15 protein-coding genes and 1 pseudogene are annotated in these 18,502 nt (G+C 62.9%); 11 read left to right on the forward strand and 5 right to left on the reverse strand.

The window, feature by feature from the left end:
• Positions 1–427: 427 nt before the first annotated feature.
• Positions 428–1,843 carry a sulfurtransferase TusA family protein gene (locus THESUDRAFT_RS04770; RefSeq protein WP_156821720.1) on the reverse strand — a complete coding sequence of 472 codons (1,416 nt, stop codon included), beginning with the start codon at positions 1,841–1,843 and terminating at the stop codon, positions 428–430.
• Between the two features lie 490 nt (positions 1,844–2,333).
• Here THESUDRAFT_RS04770 and THESUDRAFT_RS12155 point away from each other — a divergent pair, with 490 nt between their 5' ends.
• Positions 2,334–3,086: a DUF2249 domain-containing protein gene (locus tag THESUDRAFT_RS12155; RefSeq protein ID WP_006903606.1), complete on the forward strand. Its 753-nt coding sequence runs from the start codon at positions 2,334–2,336 to the stop codon at positions 3,084–3,086.
• A 249-nt stretch (positions 3,087–3,335) separates the two neighbouring features.
• Here THESUDRAFT_RS12155 and THESUDRAFT_RS04780 read toward each other — a convergent pair whose 3' ends face one another.
• The 3 genes from THESUDRAFT_RS04780 to THESUDRAFT_RS04790 all read right to left on the reverse strand — a co-directional run bounded on the left by THESUDRAFT_RS04780 (position 3,336) and on the right by THESUDRAFT_RS04790 (position 5,728).
• Positions 3,336–3,653, reverse strand: coding sequence for a metal-sulfur cluster assembly factor (locus tag THESUDRAFT_RS04780; RefSeq protein ID WP_006903607.1), 318 nt, complete (start codon positions 3,651–3,653; stop codon positions 3,336–3,338).
• Positions 3,654–3,658: 5 nt separating this feature from the next.
• Positions 3,659–5,278, reverse strand: coding sequence for a hypothetical protein (locus THESUDRAFT_RS04785; protein WP_006903608.1), 1,620 nt, complete (start codon positions 5,276–5,278; stop codon positions 3,659–3,661).
• Positions 5,279–5,527: 249 nt separating this feature from the next.
• Positions 5,528–5,728 (reverse strand): hypothetical protein, encoded by a 201-nt coding sequence (locus tag THESUDRAFT_RS04790; protein ID WP_006903609.1) that lies wholly within the window; start codon positions 5,726–5,728, stop codon positions 5,528–5,530.
• A gap of 211 nt (positions 5,729–5,939) precedes the next feature.
• Between THESUDRAFT_RS04790 and THESUDRAFT_RS04795 the strand changes: the two genes are divergently transcribed.
• The 10 genes and pseudogenes from THESUDRAFT_RS04795 (at position 5,940) to THESUDRAFT_RS12800 (ending at position 17,505) form a co-directional block, all read left to right on the forward strand.
• Positions 5,940–6,317, forward strand: coding sequence for a PH domain-containing protein (locus tag THESUDRAFT_RS04795; RefSeq protein ID WP_006903610.1), 378 nt, complete (start codon positions 5,940–5,942; stop codon positions 6,315–6,317).
• Between the two features lie 99 nt (positions 6,318–6,416).
• Positions 6,417–7,820 (forward strand): IS1182 family transposase, encoded by a 1,404-nt coding sequence (locus THESUDRAFT_RS04800; protein WP_006903612.1) that lies wholly within the window; start codon positions 6,417–6,419, stop codon positions 7,818–7,820.
• A 176-nt stretch (positions 7,821–7,996) separates the two neighbouring features.
• Positions 7,997–8,296 (forward strand): AbrB/MazE/SpoVT family DNA-binding domain-containing protein, encoded by a 300-nt coding sequence (locus tag THESUDRAFT_RS12160; protein ID WP_006903613.1) that lies wholly within the window; start codon positions 7,997–7,999, stop codon positions 8,294–8,296.
• Positions 8,297–8,430: 134 nt separating this feature from the next.
• Complete coding sequence (locus tag THESUDRAFT_RS04810; RefSeq protein WP_040826283.1) at positions 8,431–8,712, forward strand: PIN domain-containing protein; 282 nt, start codon at positions 8,431–8,433, stop codon at positions 8,710–8,712.
• 1,317 nt (positions 8,713–10,029) lie between these two features.
• On the forward strand, positions 10,030–11,406 hold the full coding sequence (locus tag THESUDRAFT_RS13295) for a radical SAM/SPASM domain-containing protein (protein WP_006903616.1): 1,377 nt from the start codon (positions 10,030–10,032) through the stop codon (positions 11,404–11,406).
• An 18-nt stretch (positions 11,407–11,424) separates the two neighbouring features.
• Positions 11,425–11,963: pseudogene (locus THESUDRAFT_RS04815) on the forward strand (IS5/IS1182 family transposase); the annotation flags it as partial.
• Between the two features lie 116 nt (positions 11,964–12,079).
• Positions 12,080–13,519, forward strand: coding sequence for a radical SAM/SPASM domain-containing protein (locus THESUDRAFT_RS12785; protein WP_006903618.1), 1,440 nt, complete (start codon positions 12,080–12,082; stop codon positions 13,517–13,519).
• Between the two features lie 733 nt (positions 13,520–14,252).
• Positions 14,253–15,656 (forward strand): B12-binding domain-containing radical SAM protein, encoded by a 1,404-nt coding sequence (locus THESUDRAFT_RS12790; protein WP_006903619.1) that lies wholly within the window; start codon positions 14,253–14,255, stop codon positions 15,654–15,656.
• Between the two features lie 149 nt (positions 15,657–15,805).
• Positions 15,806–16,732: an ABC transporter ATP-binding protein gene (locus THESUDRAFT_RS12795; RefSeq protein WP_006903620.1), complete on the forward strand. Its 927-nt coding sequence runs from the start codon at positions 15,806–15,808 to the stop codon at positions 16,730–16,732.
• Positions 16,729–17,505 (forward strand): ABC transporter permease, encoded by a 777-nt coding sequence (locus THESUDRAFT_RS12800; RefSeq protein WP_006903621.1) that lies wholly within the window; start codon positions 16,729–16,731, stop codon positions 17,503–17,505. Before THESUDRAFT_RS12795 ends, THESUDRAFT_RS12800 begins: the two co-directional genes overlap by 4 nt.
• A gap of 74 nt (positions 17,506–17,579) precedes the next feature.
• On the opposite strand, the gene THESUDRAFT_RS04825 is transcribed toward THESUDRAFT_RS12800, so the two are convergent.
• Complete coding sequence (locus THESUDRAFT_RS04825; protein ID WP_006903623.1) at positions 17,580–18,443, reverse strand: IS3 family transposase; 864 nt, start codon at positions 18,441–18,443, stop codon at positions 17,580–17,582.
• Between the last annotated feature and the right edge of the window lie 59 nt (positions 18,444–18,502).

Raw genomic sequence — 18,502 nt, forward strand, 5'->3', positions numbered from 1 at the left:
CCCCGCTGGCGCCCCGGGGCTGCCGGAGCGGGGGGTGGCGATCGACCGGCCCACGCCGGCCGCCGGGCGTCTGCCTTGTAGGGATGGCTGGATGGGCCGCCCGGCTCCGTCCCCTGGTTCCCGGCGGCTGCGGCCGGCGTCCTTGTGGCCGCCGGCGATGTCCTCTCGGGCCGCCTCGCTTCCCGGCGCCTCTGGGCCGTGTTCGGCCTGGCGGGGTTGCCACAGCACGGTCGTCTCCCCCCGTCCCGTTCCACCACAAGGCCCGGCGTCCTGTGGGGCCGTCCTCGCGCCCCGGTTTCCGCGTGCCCGGCTCGCGCCGGGTTTCCATAGCCTCCTGTGACCAGGGCCACGCTGCTACGGTGGCCACCGCGCCAGGTTGCCACGTTGCCGCTTGGCGGCCTCGCGACCTCGCGACGCCGCGACCTGGCTACCTGGCTGCGTGACGACCCGGCGACGTTCCCGCCCCCCGCTGGATGAGGAACCGGAAATACCGCCAGGGCCAGATGCGCCTTCGCTCGCGGAAGAGCAGCCGGTGCCCGTGGACTTCCAGCCAGGCCGGCAGTTCCCACCAGGAGATGGGATCGGAACTCAAGAGCTCCAGCACCTCGCCCGGCGCCATGCCGGCCAGGGCTTCTTCCACGTGGACGAACCCGGCACAACCGGCGCCGCGCCGGTCGAGACGCCGTACCGGGGCGGCCGCGGCCGCCCCGGGCAGGGAGGCGGCGGCTGGACGGCCCGCTTCACCCCGCCGGCGCAAGGCACGGCCCCGGCTCGTTCCAGCCGTTGGACCGGCCAGTTCCTCCAGATCGCACATCCCCTTGATCGGCGAGCAGGCGCGCCACAGGGGGCAGGTGATGAAGATGACGAAGAGGGCCGCCACCAGCCCCAGCTTGACCAGGGCCAGGCGACCCACCCAGTTCCCGGGCCAGGCCAAGGGGTTCCACCCGGCATAGGCGGCCGCCTGGGCAAGGCCGGTCGCCAGCAGCAGGGGCAGGAAGACCCGGACCCGCTTGCGGAAGCGTTCCAGCTGGGTGGCCGAGGCGGCCACCGTGGCAAAGGCCAGCTCGTCCCGGGCGGCGGGCACGGCGACGAAGATGTTCCACACCGCCCCGCCCAGCCACAGGCCGAAGGCCCCCAGGTGAAGGGGGCGCAGGACCCAGGCCGGCCACCAGGTGCCGAAGGTCAGGGCCGCGTCCAGAAGGCCCATGGCAACCAGGAGGGCGGTGGCGGACCAGAGGACGGCCAGCGCCTGGCGGCGTGCCGCCAGGGCCTCGTCGTCGGGCAGGCGTGACAGCGCCAGCGTGGCAGCGACCAGGCCGCCGTAGAGCGCGACGACGAGCAGCCAGAGCCCGACCCAACCGCGGGCGGCGGCCACCGGGCCGACCCAGGCGGCCCAGAACCCGCCGCCGGCCAGCGCCGCCACCAGTCCTCCCGCCATCAGCGGCCGGTAGTGGCGGGCCTGGGCGGCCGCCAGCCGGGCCACGGCGGCGGGCTGGGTGTCCCGGGGCACGACGAAGCGCGACCACCACATGGTGCCGCCGGCCAGAATGCCAAGCCCGACCAGGCCCGCCCAGCGCGGCACGACCAGCCAGGGCGGCATGCCCTGCATGCGCAGGGTCAGGTAAACACCGACCAGCGAGGCCAGGCTGATGACCGTCAGCGCCACCCGGGGAAGCAGGTAGCGGTTGACGTAGCGTCCCAGCAGGGAGTCGGCCGGTGCCGTCTCTGCGGCCGCGCCGGCCCCGACCGCCCCGTCCCCGGCCTCCCTGTCCGGGACCGCCGGGCGCTGCATGGGCGGGGCCGCCGGGGAAGCGGGTTGGGCGGCGACAGTCAGGGATCGCACCTCATCCTGGCTAGCGGGGGACGGGCGACCTGCCGGGGCGGGTGCGGGCCCCCGGGCAAGCCGCTCAGGGCCGGCGATCTGCGTGGGGACCGGCATCATCCGTCACCTCCGTGTTCCCTTCGCTTCTACCCTGCCCCAAGGCGGACCGGCCGGGCTGTGACGGCCGTCACCGCCGGCGGCAGCCGCGCGGCGGGGCGACGGGGCACGGCGGGGCAACGGGCCTCGGGCCGTGGGGCGTGCCGTCCCGGGGGCCGGCCAGCGCGGTGTGGGCCGTGACCGCTGGGGCCCGCCGCCGTGGGAGCGTCCCGCCGCCACGCCCGGTGGCGGGACCGCCCGGCGGCAGGACCCCGGGCGGGGACCGGCCGCACGGTCACTACCGGACGGCGTCACCTCCTTACGGCGCCCGGTGACGGGCATCACAGCCGGCGGACCCCGCGATCGGGCACCATCGCCCTGAGGAGACGTTCCAAGGAGACGAGGAGGTGGGAGCATGTTCTTCCGCAGGGGCAAGGGTGCCGGCCGGGCCGGACCTGCCGGGGAACGCCCAGGGGCGGCGGGCGGCACGGAGGCTTCGCCGAACGGGCAGGCTGCGCCGGGCGGGATCGCGCGCGAGGGCCTGCGGTTGCCGCCCTCTCCGGCCGAACCGGCGCTTCAGCTGGACAACCGCGGGCTGCAGCCGCCCGAACCCATGGTGCGGATCCTGTCCGCTCTGGACCGCCTGGAGCCCGGCCAGGTGCTGCAGGCCCACAACGACCGCAAGCCCATGTTCCTCCTGCCCCACCTGGACGAGCGCGGTTTCGAATACGCCATGGCAGAACAGGACGACGGATCGGTGATCATCCGCATCTGGCGGGCCGGCGCGGCACCGGGTCCGCAGGATGCGGCCGCCCTGCCGGCGGGGAGCGAGCCGCCCGCCCAGGAGGTGCCGGGTTCGGCCGAACCGGCTGACCCTGCCGGACAGCCCGCAGCGGGCGGCAAGGAGCAGGATCCCGGGACGTCGGCGGCTGGCGCGGGCGTGGAGCCGCTGGTCATGGACGTCCGGCCCTATTTCGCCCGCCGTCAGGAGCCCTTCCGGGACATCATGGCCAACGTGGCACGCCTCAAGCCAGGCCAGCCCTTCGTGCTGATCGTCGGGTTCGAGCCCGTGCCCCTCTACTGGGTGATGAAGCGCAAGGGGTTCGAGCACCGGGCGGAGCGGCAACCGGACGGGGCCTGGCGGGTCACCTTCTGGCGGCCGGAATAGGCGGCGGGAGGCTGGCGGGGTCGCTCCCAGGCGGCGCGAGCACCACGCGGGCCGGGCCCCCGAAGACCCGGCCCGCGTTTTCGAATTGCCGGGGGCGCCGCCGAAGGCGGGTTCGGCCGGCCGGCGGGGCGCGGTCTGAGCACTGTCCGAGCAGCCGAGCAGCCTGCTCTGGCGACCCGGCAGGCCGCCACGGTGCCCGGGTGCCGAATCCGGGATCCCGTCCCGGTCACCGGCCGCCACCGGCAGCGGCTAGCCTTCGATCAAGCCGAAGAACCGCTTGGCCCGGTCGCTCATCAGGTCGGGCGTCCACGGCGGCGACCAGACCACCTGGACGTCAACCTCCTTGACCCCGGGGACCGCCAGCGCCCGTTCCCGCGTGCCTTCCTGCAGGTAGTTGGTGGCCGGGCAGCCCGGGGTGGTCATGGTCATCACGATGTGGACCTTGCCGTCTTCCACGGTAATGCCGTAGATCAGACCCAGGTCGACGATGTTGAACCCCAGTTCGGGGTCGATGACGTCCATCAAGGCTTCGCGGATGTCGTCCTCCGTCACCATGGGCTCCGCCACACCCTTCACCTCCCTTGCACGGCGCCCTCACCGGGACGAACCGGCGACAGGCTGCCGCTTCCCCCTGGTGGAACCCGGCCCGCGGCGCCGGCCCGCCCGCGCTGCCCGAGCCAGGGGGGTGGCACCGGCGCGGCCTGCGGCTTGGGGTCGGCCCGGCGCGCCCGCCAGAGCTCCAGGGCGATGACCAGCGTGCTCACCAGGGTCAGGCCGGTCATGGCCCGCCAGAGACCGGCCCAGCCGGCCAGGGCCGCCGCGGTGGCCGCGGCCACCGCCGCAAAGTAAAGCCAGAACCAGGGCCGGGCGCGGTCCTCGTTGACCAGGTCCTGCACCCGGACGGCCGGGCCGCGCCCGAGGCGGGGCCCGAACCTCTCCAGCCAGGTGAGGAACGGAACGATCTTGTAGAGCTGGGTGAGCCCCAGGCCGGAGAGCCAGCCGAAGAGCAACAGGTACACCAGTGCCGGGGCCAGGCCGGCCAGCCGGCCCAGCACGGCGCCGGCGGCCATCAACACCACACCCGCAGCCAGCGCCCCGAAGGCGATGGGGGCGTACCGGGCGTTGAGTTCCAGCGCCTGCCGCCGGCGCTGCCGGTACAGGCGCCGCATGTCCCACAGGTAGAGCAGCACCCCCGCGCCGGCGGCGACCCAGCCGGTGGTGGCCAGGCCTGCCAGTCCGGTTGCCAGCGCATCCGTCCCTGGGAGACCTGGGGCGCCGGGCGCCGGGATGCCGGCGCCCGCCGGATCCGGCGTCCCGGCCCCCGCCGGGCCGGTGGCGCCGGCTCCGGCCCGCAGCAACGATGCCAGGCCGCCCAGCCAGGCGACGGCCAGGCCCGCGCCGGCCAGGCGCAGGACCCAGCGCCCCACGGGGCCGCGTTCTTCCGGCGCCAGGGTGAACATGCTGAGCAGCTTGTAGGCGACGCCCATGGCCGTCAGGGTGAACCAGCCGCCAAGGCCCGCCGCCATGTGCAGGGGGAGCCCGCGGGCCAGCAGCTGGGCCGCAAGAGCGGGCGACAAGTGGCGGCCGGCGACGTCCGGAAGGGCCAGGACCAGAGCCAGGCTGACCCCCAGCCCGCCCGTCAGGAGGAGAAAGGCGAGGCCCACCGCCACGAAGCGCGCCGGCAGGACCAGGGGCCGGGCCCGCCAGAGGCCGATGGCCAGGTTGACGGCGGCGACGGTGAAGCCGGCCAGCACCAGGGTGCCCCCCGCGGGCAACGCCGCCACCAGGAGCCCGCCGCGCAGGGCCGGCGCAGGCGCCGCCACGGCCAGTGACCCGCCGGCCGGGCCCGGGTCCGAAGCCGGGCTGCCGGCCAGCGGGCCGCCCGGCAACGCCATAAAGCCCAGCACCATGCCCGCCAGGCCGGTCAGGATGAGGCCCAAAGCCCAGGCCGCCGCGGTGTCGCTGGCCAGGGAGCGCTCGGTGATGACGGGCACGAACTGCTGCAGGGCGCCCAGGATCAAAAGGCTCAGCCAGCCGATGGTCAGGAGGTGGACCACGGCCAGGGTGGACGGAGCCCCGAGGCCTGCCTCCGGGTAGGCCCAGCCAAGGGCCAGGACCCCCTGGGCGACGGCGAAGCAGGCCAGGGCGGCGGTGAAATAGGGGAGGGTCCAGCGGGAGACGCGCACGCCCATGGGAATTGCCTCCCTTTCCTGCCTGGTGCGCCGGGTGCGGCCGTGGCGGCCCGGCGGCGCCAGGTCCGTCCCGGTTCGGATGTCGCTTTTAGACTAGGAGATCGCCCGGGGCCGGTGCCGTGATGGCCGTCACACGAGGACATGCTGCCGAAGGGTGCCTCGACCGGGCCATTCCGAGCCCTGCCGGGGCGAGGTCCGGTGGGCCTTGGCTGCGGGGTATGGCGGCGGCGCGGGCGGCGCGCCGGGCGGTCAGCCGCCGTGCGGGTCCTCCTCGTCCGGGGCGTCCTCCAGGGGACCCCAGCGCAGGGCATCGAGCTCTTCCACCACGCCGTTCTCCCAGCGGACGACCACCACGGGCATCAGGCAGGCGGGGTTGGTGCGGACCGCCAGCACCAGACCGCGGAGAGGCAGCTCGGGGTGGCAAACGACCTGACCGGGCCGGATTCGCATGGGCACTCCTTCCCGGGGCGGGGCATGGCCGGTGGCGAGGGCAGACCCGTCCGGTGATGCGGGCATCTTGCCGGTCAAGCCCCGGCCCCTTGCCGTATACGTTTAGTGTATAAGAAACGAACCCGGCTGTGCGGGACCGAGTCCGCAGCCGGTGCCGGCGGCGGGGCTGACGGGGCGCGGCCCGGGGCACGCCGCGGGGAGGGAGCCGCCCGTGAGCTGGATCGGCCGCATGATGGGCCACGCCGGGGAAGCCGACCTGGAGCGGGTTCAACAGGAATACCGCGTCCTCCTGGCGGAAGGGGAGCGGATCGAGGCCGCCTACCAGGTGATCCGTGATCTCTTCATCTTCACGAACAAGCGCCTCATCCTGGTCGACAAGCAGGGGCTCACCGGCAAGAAGGTGGAGTACCTGTCCATCCCGTACCGAAGCATCAACCGGTTTGCCGTGGAGACGGCGGGCCACCTGGATCTGGAGGCCGAGCTCAAGATCTGGCTGGCGGGTAGCCGGGAGCCGCTGGTCAAGACCTTCCACCGCGACCTGGACATCTACTACGTGCAGCGGCTCCTGGCGACCTACGTCCTTCGGTGAAGAGCCTGTTTCACGAACCCAGGTATTTCCACAGGATTGCACCCACGTGGGTTTAAGTGAGGCCATTGGTTCGCATTCGCCATCGCCCGAGGTGTCCCTATGGCCTACAACTTTCGCCCGGTGAACCGTGACCAACTGTACCTGCTCCCACCGAGCCTTCGCGACTGGCTGCCTGAGGATCACCTGGCCTGGTTTCTGATCGACGCCGTCGAGCAGATGGACCTGCGGGCGTTTCGGAGCAAGTACCGCGCCGACGGATGGGGCGGGGAGAGCTACGACCCCGCCATGATGGTGACGCTCCTGCTGTACGCCTACTGCGTCGGCGAGCGGTCCAGCCGGCGGATCGAGCGACTGTGCCTCGAGGACGTGGCCTTCCGGGTGATCACCGCCAACCAGAAGCCGGATCACGTGACCATTGCCCGCTTCCGCCAGCGCCACGAGCGGGAGCTGGCCGCGCTGTTCACCCAGGTGCTGCGGCTGTGCCGGGAGGCGGGGCTCGTGAAGGTCGGCGTGGTGGCACTGGACGGGACGAAAGTCAAGGCCAACGCCTCGCTGGCGGCCAACCGAACCTACGATGCGATTCGCCAGGAAGTGGAGAAGATGCTCCGGGAGGCGGCGGCCACGGACCGGGAAGAAGATGAGCGGTACGGCTCCGGGCGTCGTGGGGACGAGTTGCCGGAGGAGCTGCGCCACCGTGCGAGCCGGCTGGAGCGGCTGAAGGCATGCAAGCGGCGGCTGGAGGACGAGGCGGCCCGGGAAGCCGCCCGGCAGCAGGCCCGCATCGAGGAGCGGAAAGCCCAGGAGCAGGCGACCGGCAAGAAGCGGCGGGGGCGCAAGCCGAAGGCGCCGGATCCCTCGGTGGATCCGGCGGCGAAGGCCAACATCACGGATCCGGACAGCCGGATCATGAAGACCCGGCAGGGCTTTGTGCAAGGGTACAACGCCCAGGCGGTGGTGACCGAAGACCAGCTCATCGTGGCCGCGGCGGTGACGCAGGACGCCAACGACGTGGGCCAACTCCACCCGATGCTCCAGCAGGCGCAAGCCAACCTGCGGGCAGCGGGCGTGGACAAGCCCATCCGGGCCGTCGTCGCCGACGCGGGGTACTGGAGCGAGGCGAACGTGAAGCAGGCACCGGCGGATGGGCCGGAACTGTTCCTGGCGACGAGTAAAGAGTGGAAGCAGCGCCAAGCCTGGAAGGACACACCCCCTCCGCGAGGCCGCATCCCCAAGGGGCTGAGCCTGCGGGAGCGGATGGAACGCAAGCTGCGGACCCGGCGAGGGCAGGCGATCTACGCCAAGCGCAGCCAGACCGTGGAGCCGGTGTTCGGGCAGATCAAGACCGTGCGAGGCGCCGACCGGTTCCTGCGTCGCGGTCTGGCGGCGTGTAACAGCGAGTGGAAGCTGCTCTGCTTGACCCATAACTTGCTGAAGCTCTGGCGGAAGGTAACGAAGGGGTCCGCATCCTCACCCTTTGGTTGGATGGCGGCCGCGTTGGCGTAGAAGGGTAACGACCGGGCCGCCGGCCTACCCCGTCCTGACCGTCAGCCCACGGGACATGGCCGAATCGACCCGGTACGTTCCCCCAGTTCTGATCTCGTCAGGATCAGTGAAACAGGCTCCGGAGGCGGGAGGTGTATGCTGGGATAGGTTCAGGCAGGAAGGGAGGAGGAGCGGCGATGGGTCTTGGACGCGTGCAGACGCGAGGTCAAGTAACGATCCCGGTGGAGGTCCGGGAAGCGTTGGGGATCCGGCCTGGGGACGTGTTGTTGTTTGAGGTGCAGGGCCCGGACGAGGGGCGGTTCCGGGTGATCCGGACGTCGCGCTCGCTGGATGCATTCTTCGACAAGTACCAGGTCGACGGGCCCGTACCAGCAAACCTCTGGGATGCGGTGGCCGAGGACGTGTCGCGGGACGTCATGGAGAGGGGGCTCCTCGGCACAGCCGAGCGGGAGGCGGCAGCTGCCCGTGGACACTGAGCGGGTGCAGCTGGGTTGGCTCGATGCAAACCTCTTCATCCATCCCTTCTTCCGAGACGCCCATGCCGACCGATGCCGGGCGCTGCTTGCGGCACTGCAGGCAGGAAGGGACGGCGGAAGGGTACCTGCACCCGGTGACCATCCACGAGCTAACCTATGCACTCTACCGCCATGTGTTCCGGCAGGACCGGAAGGCCGTGGCGGACTACTTGAGCGCCATCATCGCCCTGGAGACCGTCCACGTGGAAGGCAAACACGTCGTCCTGAAGGCGCTTGAGCTATGGGCCACAGGTGCGTCCGACACCTACGGCGACGCAAGGCTTCGGGCGCTGGCCGAGCAGACCGGCCTGCCGGTGTGCACCGTGAATCAGCGGCATTTCATCGGCGTGCCGAATACGTACCGCGTTGAACCCTGACGGAACGGGGGCAGGGGAGGTGGGATGGTGCGGGGCAAGTGGGTGTCCGGGCTGCTGATTGGTGGGCTGCTCCTGGCTTTAGGTGTGCCGGTACTCGACGGGGACGACACCCCCTCGGAAGCAGCCGGCATTTTCGGTCCCCGCTCACTAGGATGAAGTCTTGCAGGGGGGGCGGTGAAAGAAGTGAGCGGACGGACGTCGGGTGCAGGATTTCGCGCGTATCGCGCTCGTTGTTGCGCTCGCCGGTGCAGTGCGAATGCGAGCTGCGACCTGCCTCCAAATATGAACGCAATGTCGAGGCATGTCGATAAGTTAAAGGACCTTGCCTGCATGCCTTACCATGCACTTGACGGCGCGAATTATGTCGAATTATATCGACAACACGCCGCTACTCCTCGGAAGGACTTTTTCATTGGTCGGCGAATAGGGAATTCGCGCTCGGAAGGGCGCAACACTATGTCACCCGCGGGGAGGTGAGGAAGGTGGCCAACGTTTCTACTAGCCCACAGGAGGAACGCCAGCCTACCGCACCTCAGTCACCCCGGGACCACTTCCTAGACGAGGTGCCTGAGGTTGTGGAGATCCGTATGGATGTTACCAAGGACGCAGTGATGCCACGAGGTGCGGGATGTAGCTGGAAATGACGGTAGTGAGGGGGGCATTTTGAGTGCCCCCCCGCCCTACCTCTCTGAGGATTAATGGACACATTAGAGCCTGTTTCACGAACCCAGAATCCGGAAATTATATACCAGATGTGGTGTCGGTCTCAATGCATATGCCCTAGATATCGTGCGCGAGCGACGTCCGAGTTGTTCCGTGCAACAGGCTCATTACAGGGGCGCAAATCTACCGAGGATGGGGGCCCGCACGGCCATTATTCACGCCAAAAGATATCTGCGTTTACTGGGTCCAAGCAGAAGGCGGTACCACGGCTGCATCCATGGCAATCATTGCCCGTTGATACTGCCTTCGGCCGTTAACAGGTCCACCTGTATGTTTGGGTCCGACATCGTGATTGATCGCTGTTTCGCCAATAAATACGTTGGATTCCTCGCTTCACGTCTTAGCCGCGGCCTTGGACTTGTTTCCGTCCCGCCCCTGGCGACGGTAACCTGGGACCATCACCAGGAGTGGCCGTCCCAGAAGCGACCAAATTACGTCCGCGGGTGCTAGGACTTTGCGGGCGCCACGCCCAGCGACTCAACACCTAGATCCTAATCATTGCGCGGTGGTCTTCGTACGCCCCATGGCGTGAAGGGGTAGGCCTTTCATCGCCATAGAAACGATCATCTCCACCGCGCTTAAGGAGGTGAAAGCGTGATCTTGTCCTTCGGGGACCGCTGGTTGATTCGGCGTGAATACTTTGGAGCGCTGGCCGTAGACAAGACCGGTGAAGATCGTGTGCTCTACCTTAATCGACCTGCTGCCACAATAGTGGAACTTTGCATTAGAGCGCCGAGACAACTCGACGATCTTGTAACCTGGTTCGGCAATGATAGTAGAACAACAATTCAGTCTCTCGTTCACCGGCAGCTTCTCGAAGCGGACTTGGTTGATACGTATCGTATAATAGAATCATCGGAAATACACGACGTCGTTTCTACATTTGATATGTTGAACCCTGATTATCTGACTGCACCGTTCGAAGTCAATCTCTATACAACAACCAGGTGCAACCTAAATTGCAAATTCTGCTATCTCTCGGCCGATACGCGGCAGCAATATGGCCCCAACGTGATGGAACGAACCTTACTCGCCAAAGCGCTTAGCGACTGCGCAGAAGCAGGTGTAATGTGCGTAAACTTCTTGGGCGGGGAACCCTTTCTTGACCAACAGGCGATCCGTTACGCTATAGAACATTACTACAATCGGTTCTTAATCAGCATAACGACTAACGGTACCATCGCCCCGGATGATTATACACTCTCGCTTTTATCACGACCGGGAGTCGATGTAATCGTCTCGATTCATTCTTCTAAGCCAGAGGTACATGATTTTGTAACGCAAGCGACCGGTGCTTGGCATAGGGCAGTGCATACACTTAAGAGGCTAACACGGGCTGGAGTCAGAACAGCAGTGCAAATGGTCCTGACTCGGTTCACGACGAAAGACGATGTAATTGGGCTCGTGCGCATGGCACGCGAGTTGGGAGCCAATGGTTTCTATGTAAATAACATGTTTCCTGGCTCGCATATGTCTCTAGAGGAGTATGTGGCAATCGCTATGCCGCCTGAGGACGTTCGGCCAATTGCCGAGGAATTGAACGAGTTGCGGCGGCACTATAGCGATTCGTTCTATATCTTCCCCAAAGGAACATATCTGTTCGCATACAATGACGAGCCTATACCCAACGAGAGTGGACTTGACAAGTATTTGTGGCCAGTTGTGGACGGTCTAACTAGTTTAGAAGTGATGTCTGATGGGCAGGTATTTCCGGGTCCCGTACTGCTAAACGGTATAAGCGAGCCGGTTGGAAATTTGCGTGAGAAGACGTTGTATGATGTTTGGCACTCTACAGAAATGCAACAGCGTAGGAAGAGGCCAACTATTTCTTACTCTCCATGCCGAGAGTGCGTGCATGTATCAGTCTGTGGCGGTGGCAGCGGCTCTATTTCGCGAGTCATTGCTGGACGAGAGACGGCAGGTGACGTGCGCTGCCCGCGGGTGTGGCGATTGTTGGTCCAGGCAAATTAGAAAAAGGTGGCCGAAGCGCTCCGAGGCTACTTGGAAGAGCTCGAGGCCAATGATCGGGCGGAGGGTGCGGAACTCGGCCTGGACTGGACAGCGGGTGGCGGTTGCCGCCCGAGGTGGCGACGGTGGAAGAGCGGCTGAAGGCGATTCAGGCGGGCAAGGCCCGGCTGGAGCAGCGGGCCCGGGCCGCGGCCGAAGCCAAGGAAGCGGCGCGGGAAGCGGAGGCAGCCAGGAAGGGGCGTCGCTCCCGCCGCAAGCAGGCCGCTACTGAACCACGCCCGGCGGACAAGGACCCGATCAACTTTGCAGACCGCGAGTCGCGAATCATACGCAGCGCCGACAAGGCCTTCATCCAGGGGTGCAACGCTCAACTGACCGTCGAAGCGGAGACGCGCGTGATCGTAACGGCGGACCTGACGAACCAGGGCGGCGACGCACCCCATTTGGTGCGCCAGCTGGAGCAAGTCGAGCCGAACACGGGGCGCTACCCCTGGGAACTTGCCGCCGGCGCCGGTTATTCCAGTGAAGCCAACCTCCAGGCCCTACCGGACAAGTCCGTCTCACACAGGCTGTTGCACGCGGAGGCGGAATTGGCGCTCTGCCGGCCGTAACGACACTTCGTAACAGCTGGAGTTAACACCTGCTTGAACTATAAACCATGAGGGGAGGGACAACCATGATGCGCGTCGGGCAGCACGTAGCGTTCAACTACAAGGAATATACCTTTAACCGGTTCAAGGACGAGGCATACCTCTTTCACCGTCGAGAGCGCAAGTACACCGTTTTTCGAGGCTTGGTAGCAGATTTGATCCATTTAATCTTTGTGGAAAGTGCTACGAGGGATCTGCTTTACAATCGACTAAATGCGGTTACTCATCCAGGTCGCATCAGCAGAGAACAATTTGAGGATGCGCTGACAAGACTGGCGGAGGAAAATATAGTGGTACTTGAAGACGTATACCGCCGTACACCGGCCTTGCCTGGTGATACGGACGCAGTGACGCATGTACGCCATCATCGCGATAGGCCTTATTTCTACGCTCCGTTAGCTGCAAACCTATTTATCAACGGGAGATGTAATCAGCGGTGCTCATTCTGCTTTCTTGATTTCGGATTGATGGCCCAACAAGAAAAGAGGAAATTGTCGTGTGAAGAGTGGCTCGCTATAACGGACGAATTGATACACGCGGGTGTCAACGTGATTAATATCGGGGGTATGGAGCCATTTCTAGATATTGAGTTGACCATTTCTATTTTGGAAAAAGCTTATGAAAACGGATGCATCGTTGGCGTCATCACGAATGGCAGCATCTCATTATCCAGCGAACAAATGGAACGACTCGCTGCGATGCAATGTTACGTAGGGGTCTCGTTGGAAGCGCACGTTCCAACCGTTCACAATGACTTAGTGAATGCGCGCGGAGCGTTTCAGCAATGTGTGGCCAATATCGAAAAGATGATCCAGCACGGCGTGCCGGTTGGTATTCAAACTGTAGCTTTGCGATCCAATATGGCCTACTTGGAACAGTTTGTTGAATGGCTTGAGGAATTGGGGGTAAAGTCGCTGTCGATTCAAAACATCTTTGCGGGTCCATGGTGCAGCCATGTACGGTTTTTCGACCTTGCAATGACCCCGGCGGAATATCGGACTATTGTTGAAAGGGCCAAATTGCTAGAAAGAACGGCGAAAATTCGAATTGAATACGAGGCCTTTCCGCACGAGCGACCAAACGACTATTATACGGGACCGCTGCAAGGCATTCGTTTTAGGCTGTACAGTATGTGTTCCGCAGGTAAAACGGCAATCCAAGTGTCGCCCACGGGTGACTTAAGTCCGTGCCCGTTTACAGTTGGTCACTCGGAGCATGTTGTTGGCAATCTCTTGGCCAATAAACTATTAGTTCTGTGGCATGACTCTGCTGCGTTCGGTCCATTTCGAAAGACTAGAAGGGAGGATTATGCGTCTGTTGCATGCCGGACTTGCGAGATGTTTGACATTTGCAGAGGGGGATGCCTTATTACCGCACGCTGGGCAAACGGTGGCTACCTCAATGGTGATCCGCGGTGTTCGAAGGTGTGGGATGCCGTGGAAACGCTCGAGGCTCAGTCGCGGTAGTCAGGGTGTTTTAGCTGGCTGTAAGGAATGGTCGCTGGCGGGGTCCGGCCCCGCGTACTAGGGCACGGTAAGTCCTACGGTTTCTCCATAGTACGATGAATGCCCCAGGCATCGTGATTGAGCCGCCTCGATTGTACTGGATTTTGTTAGATGATCGGGCCGAGCCGTTGTACATTACGAGTAGCCGTGGTACCCATTGGACCCCATGCTGCGCCTGCGTGTTGCACGCGCGATGGAAGCGATCCGCTGCACGTAGACCTGAGCTATGTCGTCCCGCGTATCATCGGCGTGCCGGCACGCGGCGGGCCAGTTGTGCGTTCCATCATCGCCTTTTTGTGGCGGAGGCCTAGCCGCAGCTGTCGCAGGAAACGGGGCAGCATCATCCTGACGAGCAGCAAGGGCTTTGCGGAGCGGACGACGCGCTGGGTGCCTGAGGGATTAGCACGGCGATCCTCGACCGGCGCTCCACGGCAGCCATGTTATCAACCTCCGGGCGGCTACCGGCTGCGGGAGAAGAAGCGAGGCGGCTTGTTTGGCGGGGCACCACCCCGGACGGAAGTGATGCCGGAGTACCCCGCGACCGTTCGGGAGTGACCCCTACCACTGCCGGAGAATAGCTCTCACCCCGTCGTACGGGAGGGACGGATCCAACGACCTCCGATCGTGACGATACTTTGCAAACGCCGGCAAGGGATCCTTTTTGGACCTTAACCCACACGGGGGCATTTGGGATATGAGGGCTTTATACATCCACCCTGGGATGAATGGGCGATCGTCTATGTACGCCATTATGCCGATGGGGGCTGTCGCTTTAGTCAACCTGCTGCGTGAACGGGGATGGAGTGTATGCGGAGTCAATGCCGCAATGGAACGGTCCTTATCCTCTAGTTTTGATCTGGCACGCTTCTTGGCTTCCCTTCCGAGGCAGGATTTAGTGCTCATTGATTTGCATTGGTATATGCATACCGCTGGCGCGTTTGAGGCCGCATCCCTCGCACGTACTCTTTGGGAAGACAGCATAGTCGTCGTGGGTGGCATGACAGCGAGTATTTTTGCGGAGGACGTGCTTCGGCTATGCCCGTCAATTGACGTTGTTATTCGTGGCGACGCGGAAGACGCAGTGCTCCAGCTTGCAGAACTAGCGTGTCACGGCGACCGAGACTTTGCTAGAATACCAAATGCAGTGTATTGGAACGACAATACTATATGCCGCTCACCTCGTTTGGCAGCAACGTCACCCACACTATTCAACGAATTGGACTTTGTAACCATTGACTGGCTACACAATTGGCAAGCATACTACAAAACTGGGATTAGTGGATACTCCCCAATGCAAAAGTCCAGGTACTGGTTGGAAACAGCGCGAGGGTGCTTCTATAACTGCATTATGTGTGGCGGTGGACAATCTGTGCATGAAAACCTGTGCGGACTTCGTCGCCCGTTGTTTAGGGATGTTGGCCGGATCTTGTCAGACATAGAGCGCCTTTATGAACTGGGCGTAGAACAAGTTGCTTTCTCACACGACATTTTTACACTGCCGTTCCCCGGCCGAGAGGATCTTTTGCGTGGTCTGCTGGCTCGCGGTCTCAAAGTGGGCTTGTACCATGAGTTCTGGCGGTTAACGGCGACGTTCGTCATTAGCCAATTGCACACGGTTTTCGACGCAGAGAGGTCAGATATTGCCATTTCTCCGGAATCGGGATGCGAAGTCGTGCGAAAGCGCAATTTCCCCAGCAAATTCTTTAAGAATGAGGAGCTACTTGAACTATTGCGGACTTTGTCCAAAGCCACATTTGAACTACAAGTCTTCTTTGCCGCGAATCTGCCGTGGGAAACGGAGACCACCTGGCAAGAGACATTGCGATTAACTCGTGACATCGTAAGTGTATATGGGTGCGACCGCCTAACATTGTATGCGGGCTTTATCACAATTGATCCGATGTCGCCTATGTGGCTTAACCCTGATACATACAACATTCATCGGTATTTTAGCGGCCTCAGTGATTATTGGCGCATGACTAACGAAGGAGTAAGGCGACCTGGGTACGAAAGTGAAGAGTTGACTATTGCAGGCGTGCGAAGGAACCTCGAAAGATTTCGCGAAGTAGCAATCAGCATGAGGAAGGCTCAGGTATGATCACTCACACCAACAGGCGTGGTGGGTCTCCTCTAATAGCCGTTGAATGCGGCGAGTGGCGGTATCGTAATTCACTGCAGTTTTTCGTAGTGGCGGTCCCCCGGGATAATTGACCAGAACCAGGCACTGCAATGGGGAGGACTCCGTGGGTGTCCGACAATGTCGTGATCATGGCGCGTGGATTAACCAAGAGATACGGTAACATTGATGCATTACGGGGCGTGGACTTAAGGGTTAGTTCTGGAGAGTGTGTCGGGATACTCGGTCCGAATGGTGCTGGTAAGACAACTCTACTCAACATAATATCCGGGCGGACCGAGCCGACTTCAGGTACGCTTTGGGTGTTGGGGAAAGATATTGCAGACGCACCATCTGTGATTAAGGAAAGGGTAGGCTGTGTTCCGCAAGAAAACAACCTAGACCCTGAGCTGAGCGTGATTGAAAACCTGGAACTATACGCGCGATACTTTGGCATGAGTTCTCATGTAGCCCGGCAACGGGCGCAGGAACTCCTACGATTCGTTGACCTAGACAATAAGGGGGACGCCAAGATCGATGAGTTATCTGGGGGTATGAAGAGGCGCCTAATTATAGCGAGGTCCTTAATTAATGACCCTGAGCTGGTCGTACTGGACGAGCCGACAACAGGGTTGGACCCACAGGCACGTCTGACTGTTTGGGAGAAGATACGAGAATTGAAGTCGGGTGGGCGCACGTTGATATTGACAAGCCATTATATGGAGGAGGCATGGCGGCTTTGTGATCGGGTAGCAATATTACATGAAGGCAGCATCATCGCGGAGGGTGAGCCCAGCTCCCTCGTCACTCAGTACGTGGGTAAGTGGGTTATGGAGATTCATGACACTGTGGAGCCGAACTTGGATATGGCCAGGGTTCAAGCCGATGTCCGCCGTGTCGAACAGCTCGGGAGGAGCGTTTATGTCTACGCAGACAGTCCTGATGTACTGATGGGCATGCTGCCGGCGGAGCTTCGCAATCCAAATCAGTATTTGATTCGTCCCGCAAACTTGGAAGATGTCTTCTTAATCGTCGCAGGGAAGGGACTAAGGGCATGAGACGACTGTTATTGCCAACCGTCAGCAGGAAAGCACTTGCGGTTACACTAAGAAATTGGCTTGCATGGCGGAAGCAATTTCACACTAACATTATACTGTTTCTTGGTGATCCTGTAATGTACTTAGGTGCCATCGGGTGGGGTCTTGGAGGGTTTGTGAACCTCAATGGTACGTCTTTGCTAGAGTATATCGCTCCAGGACTTCTTGTCATGACTGCTGCGACTAGCGTGGTGTATGACATAACGTCGGGAGGGTATATGCGGCTGCGCGAACAGGGCGTCTATCAAGCAATGATGAATACTTCAATAAGAGAAGAGGAGATTATAGCGGGCGAATTGATATGGGAAATTGTGCGCAGCATTATGTATGGAGGTATGTTTTTGTTGGTCACCGTCTTGTTTGGATTAATGCCGGCGTGGTCCGTGATTATGTTGCCAGCCATTCTGGCCATCAATGGTATGTTTTTCGGGTCTATCACGTGGACTGTAGTGGCAAAAATCCGGCATGTAGAGCAGTTGTTCTACTACTTTACGCTGGTGGTGACTCCGTTATTGCTGTTCTCGGGTGTATTTTTCCCTGTTGATAAACTGCCGGGAATCGCGCAGATGATAATTCAAGTTCTACCAATGTACCACATAGTGGAAATGAGTAGGGATGTCTTTTTCGGCGAGCTAGGAGTATCCACGTTACACCATGCTATCTGGGCTATAGGTGGCACTGCTGTGGCGTTGCTGTTTCCGGTCCGGGAGTTAAGACGTGCATTACGGGAATGAGTTGCAATGGAGTTGGCCCGGTTTCGTGGACAGGTTGAGGCTTACGCGACGACCCCTTCCTGTGGCTGAGCCTTTCACTCCTGGATCCAACGCTCCTCGTACTCGTAAGGCGAGAGGTAACCCAGTGCCGAGTGACGCCGCCGCCGGTTGTAGAACCCTTCGACGTACTCGAAGATCGCCATGCGCAGTTGATCCCGAGTGGCCCAGGTTTGCCGGTCGAGGAGTTCCGTCTGCAGCGTCGCGTAGAAACTCTCCGCCACGGCGTTGTCCAGTGCATCGCCCACGGAGCCCATCGATCCGGCGATGCCCAGGGCCTCCAAGCGACGGGTCAACGCCAGCGAGGTGTACTGGGCCCCATGGTCGGAGTGGTGGATCAAGCCGGGCCCCGGTCGGCGCCGCCGCACCGCCATGGTGACGGCGTCCACCCCCAACTCCGCCACGGGCCGGTCGCCCATGGCCCAGCCCACTACGGCGCGGGAAAAGGCATCCACCACCGTGGCCAGGTACAGCCAGCCTTCCTCCGTGCGGTGCTCCGTGAGGTCCGCCACCCACACCCGGTTGGGCGCATCGGGTACAAACTGGCGATGCAGCCGATCCGGATAGACGGGTCGTCGCGGATCCCGGCGGGTCACCCCTCGGTTCCGGCGCCGGTGCACCCCGGTGAGCCCCATGGCCCGCATCAGCCGGGCGATGCGCTTGCGTCCGCAACGGATGCCATGAACCAGCCGAAGTTCGGCGTGCACCCGCGGGGCCCCGTAGGTGCCCCGGCTCGCGGTGTGGATGGCGTGGACGCGCCGGCTCAGTTCTGCGTCTTCGCGGGACCGCTGCGAGATCCCACGCCGCCGCCATGCGTAGTAGCCGCTTGTCGAGACGCCCAGCACACGGCACAAGGTCGCCACAGGGTGATGCGCCTTCTCCTGCTCGACGAACCGGAACACCGTTACCGGCTCCGGTGGTTCTCCTGGGCAAAAAAGGCCGCGGCTCCCTCGAAAATGCG

The sequence above is a fragment of the Thermaerobacter subterraneus DSM 13965 genome, from assembly GCF_000183545.2.
GTDB lineage: Bacteria > Bacillota > Sulfobacillia > Thermaerobacterales > Thermaerobacteraceae > Thermaerobacter > Thermaerobacter subterraneus.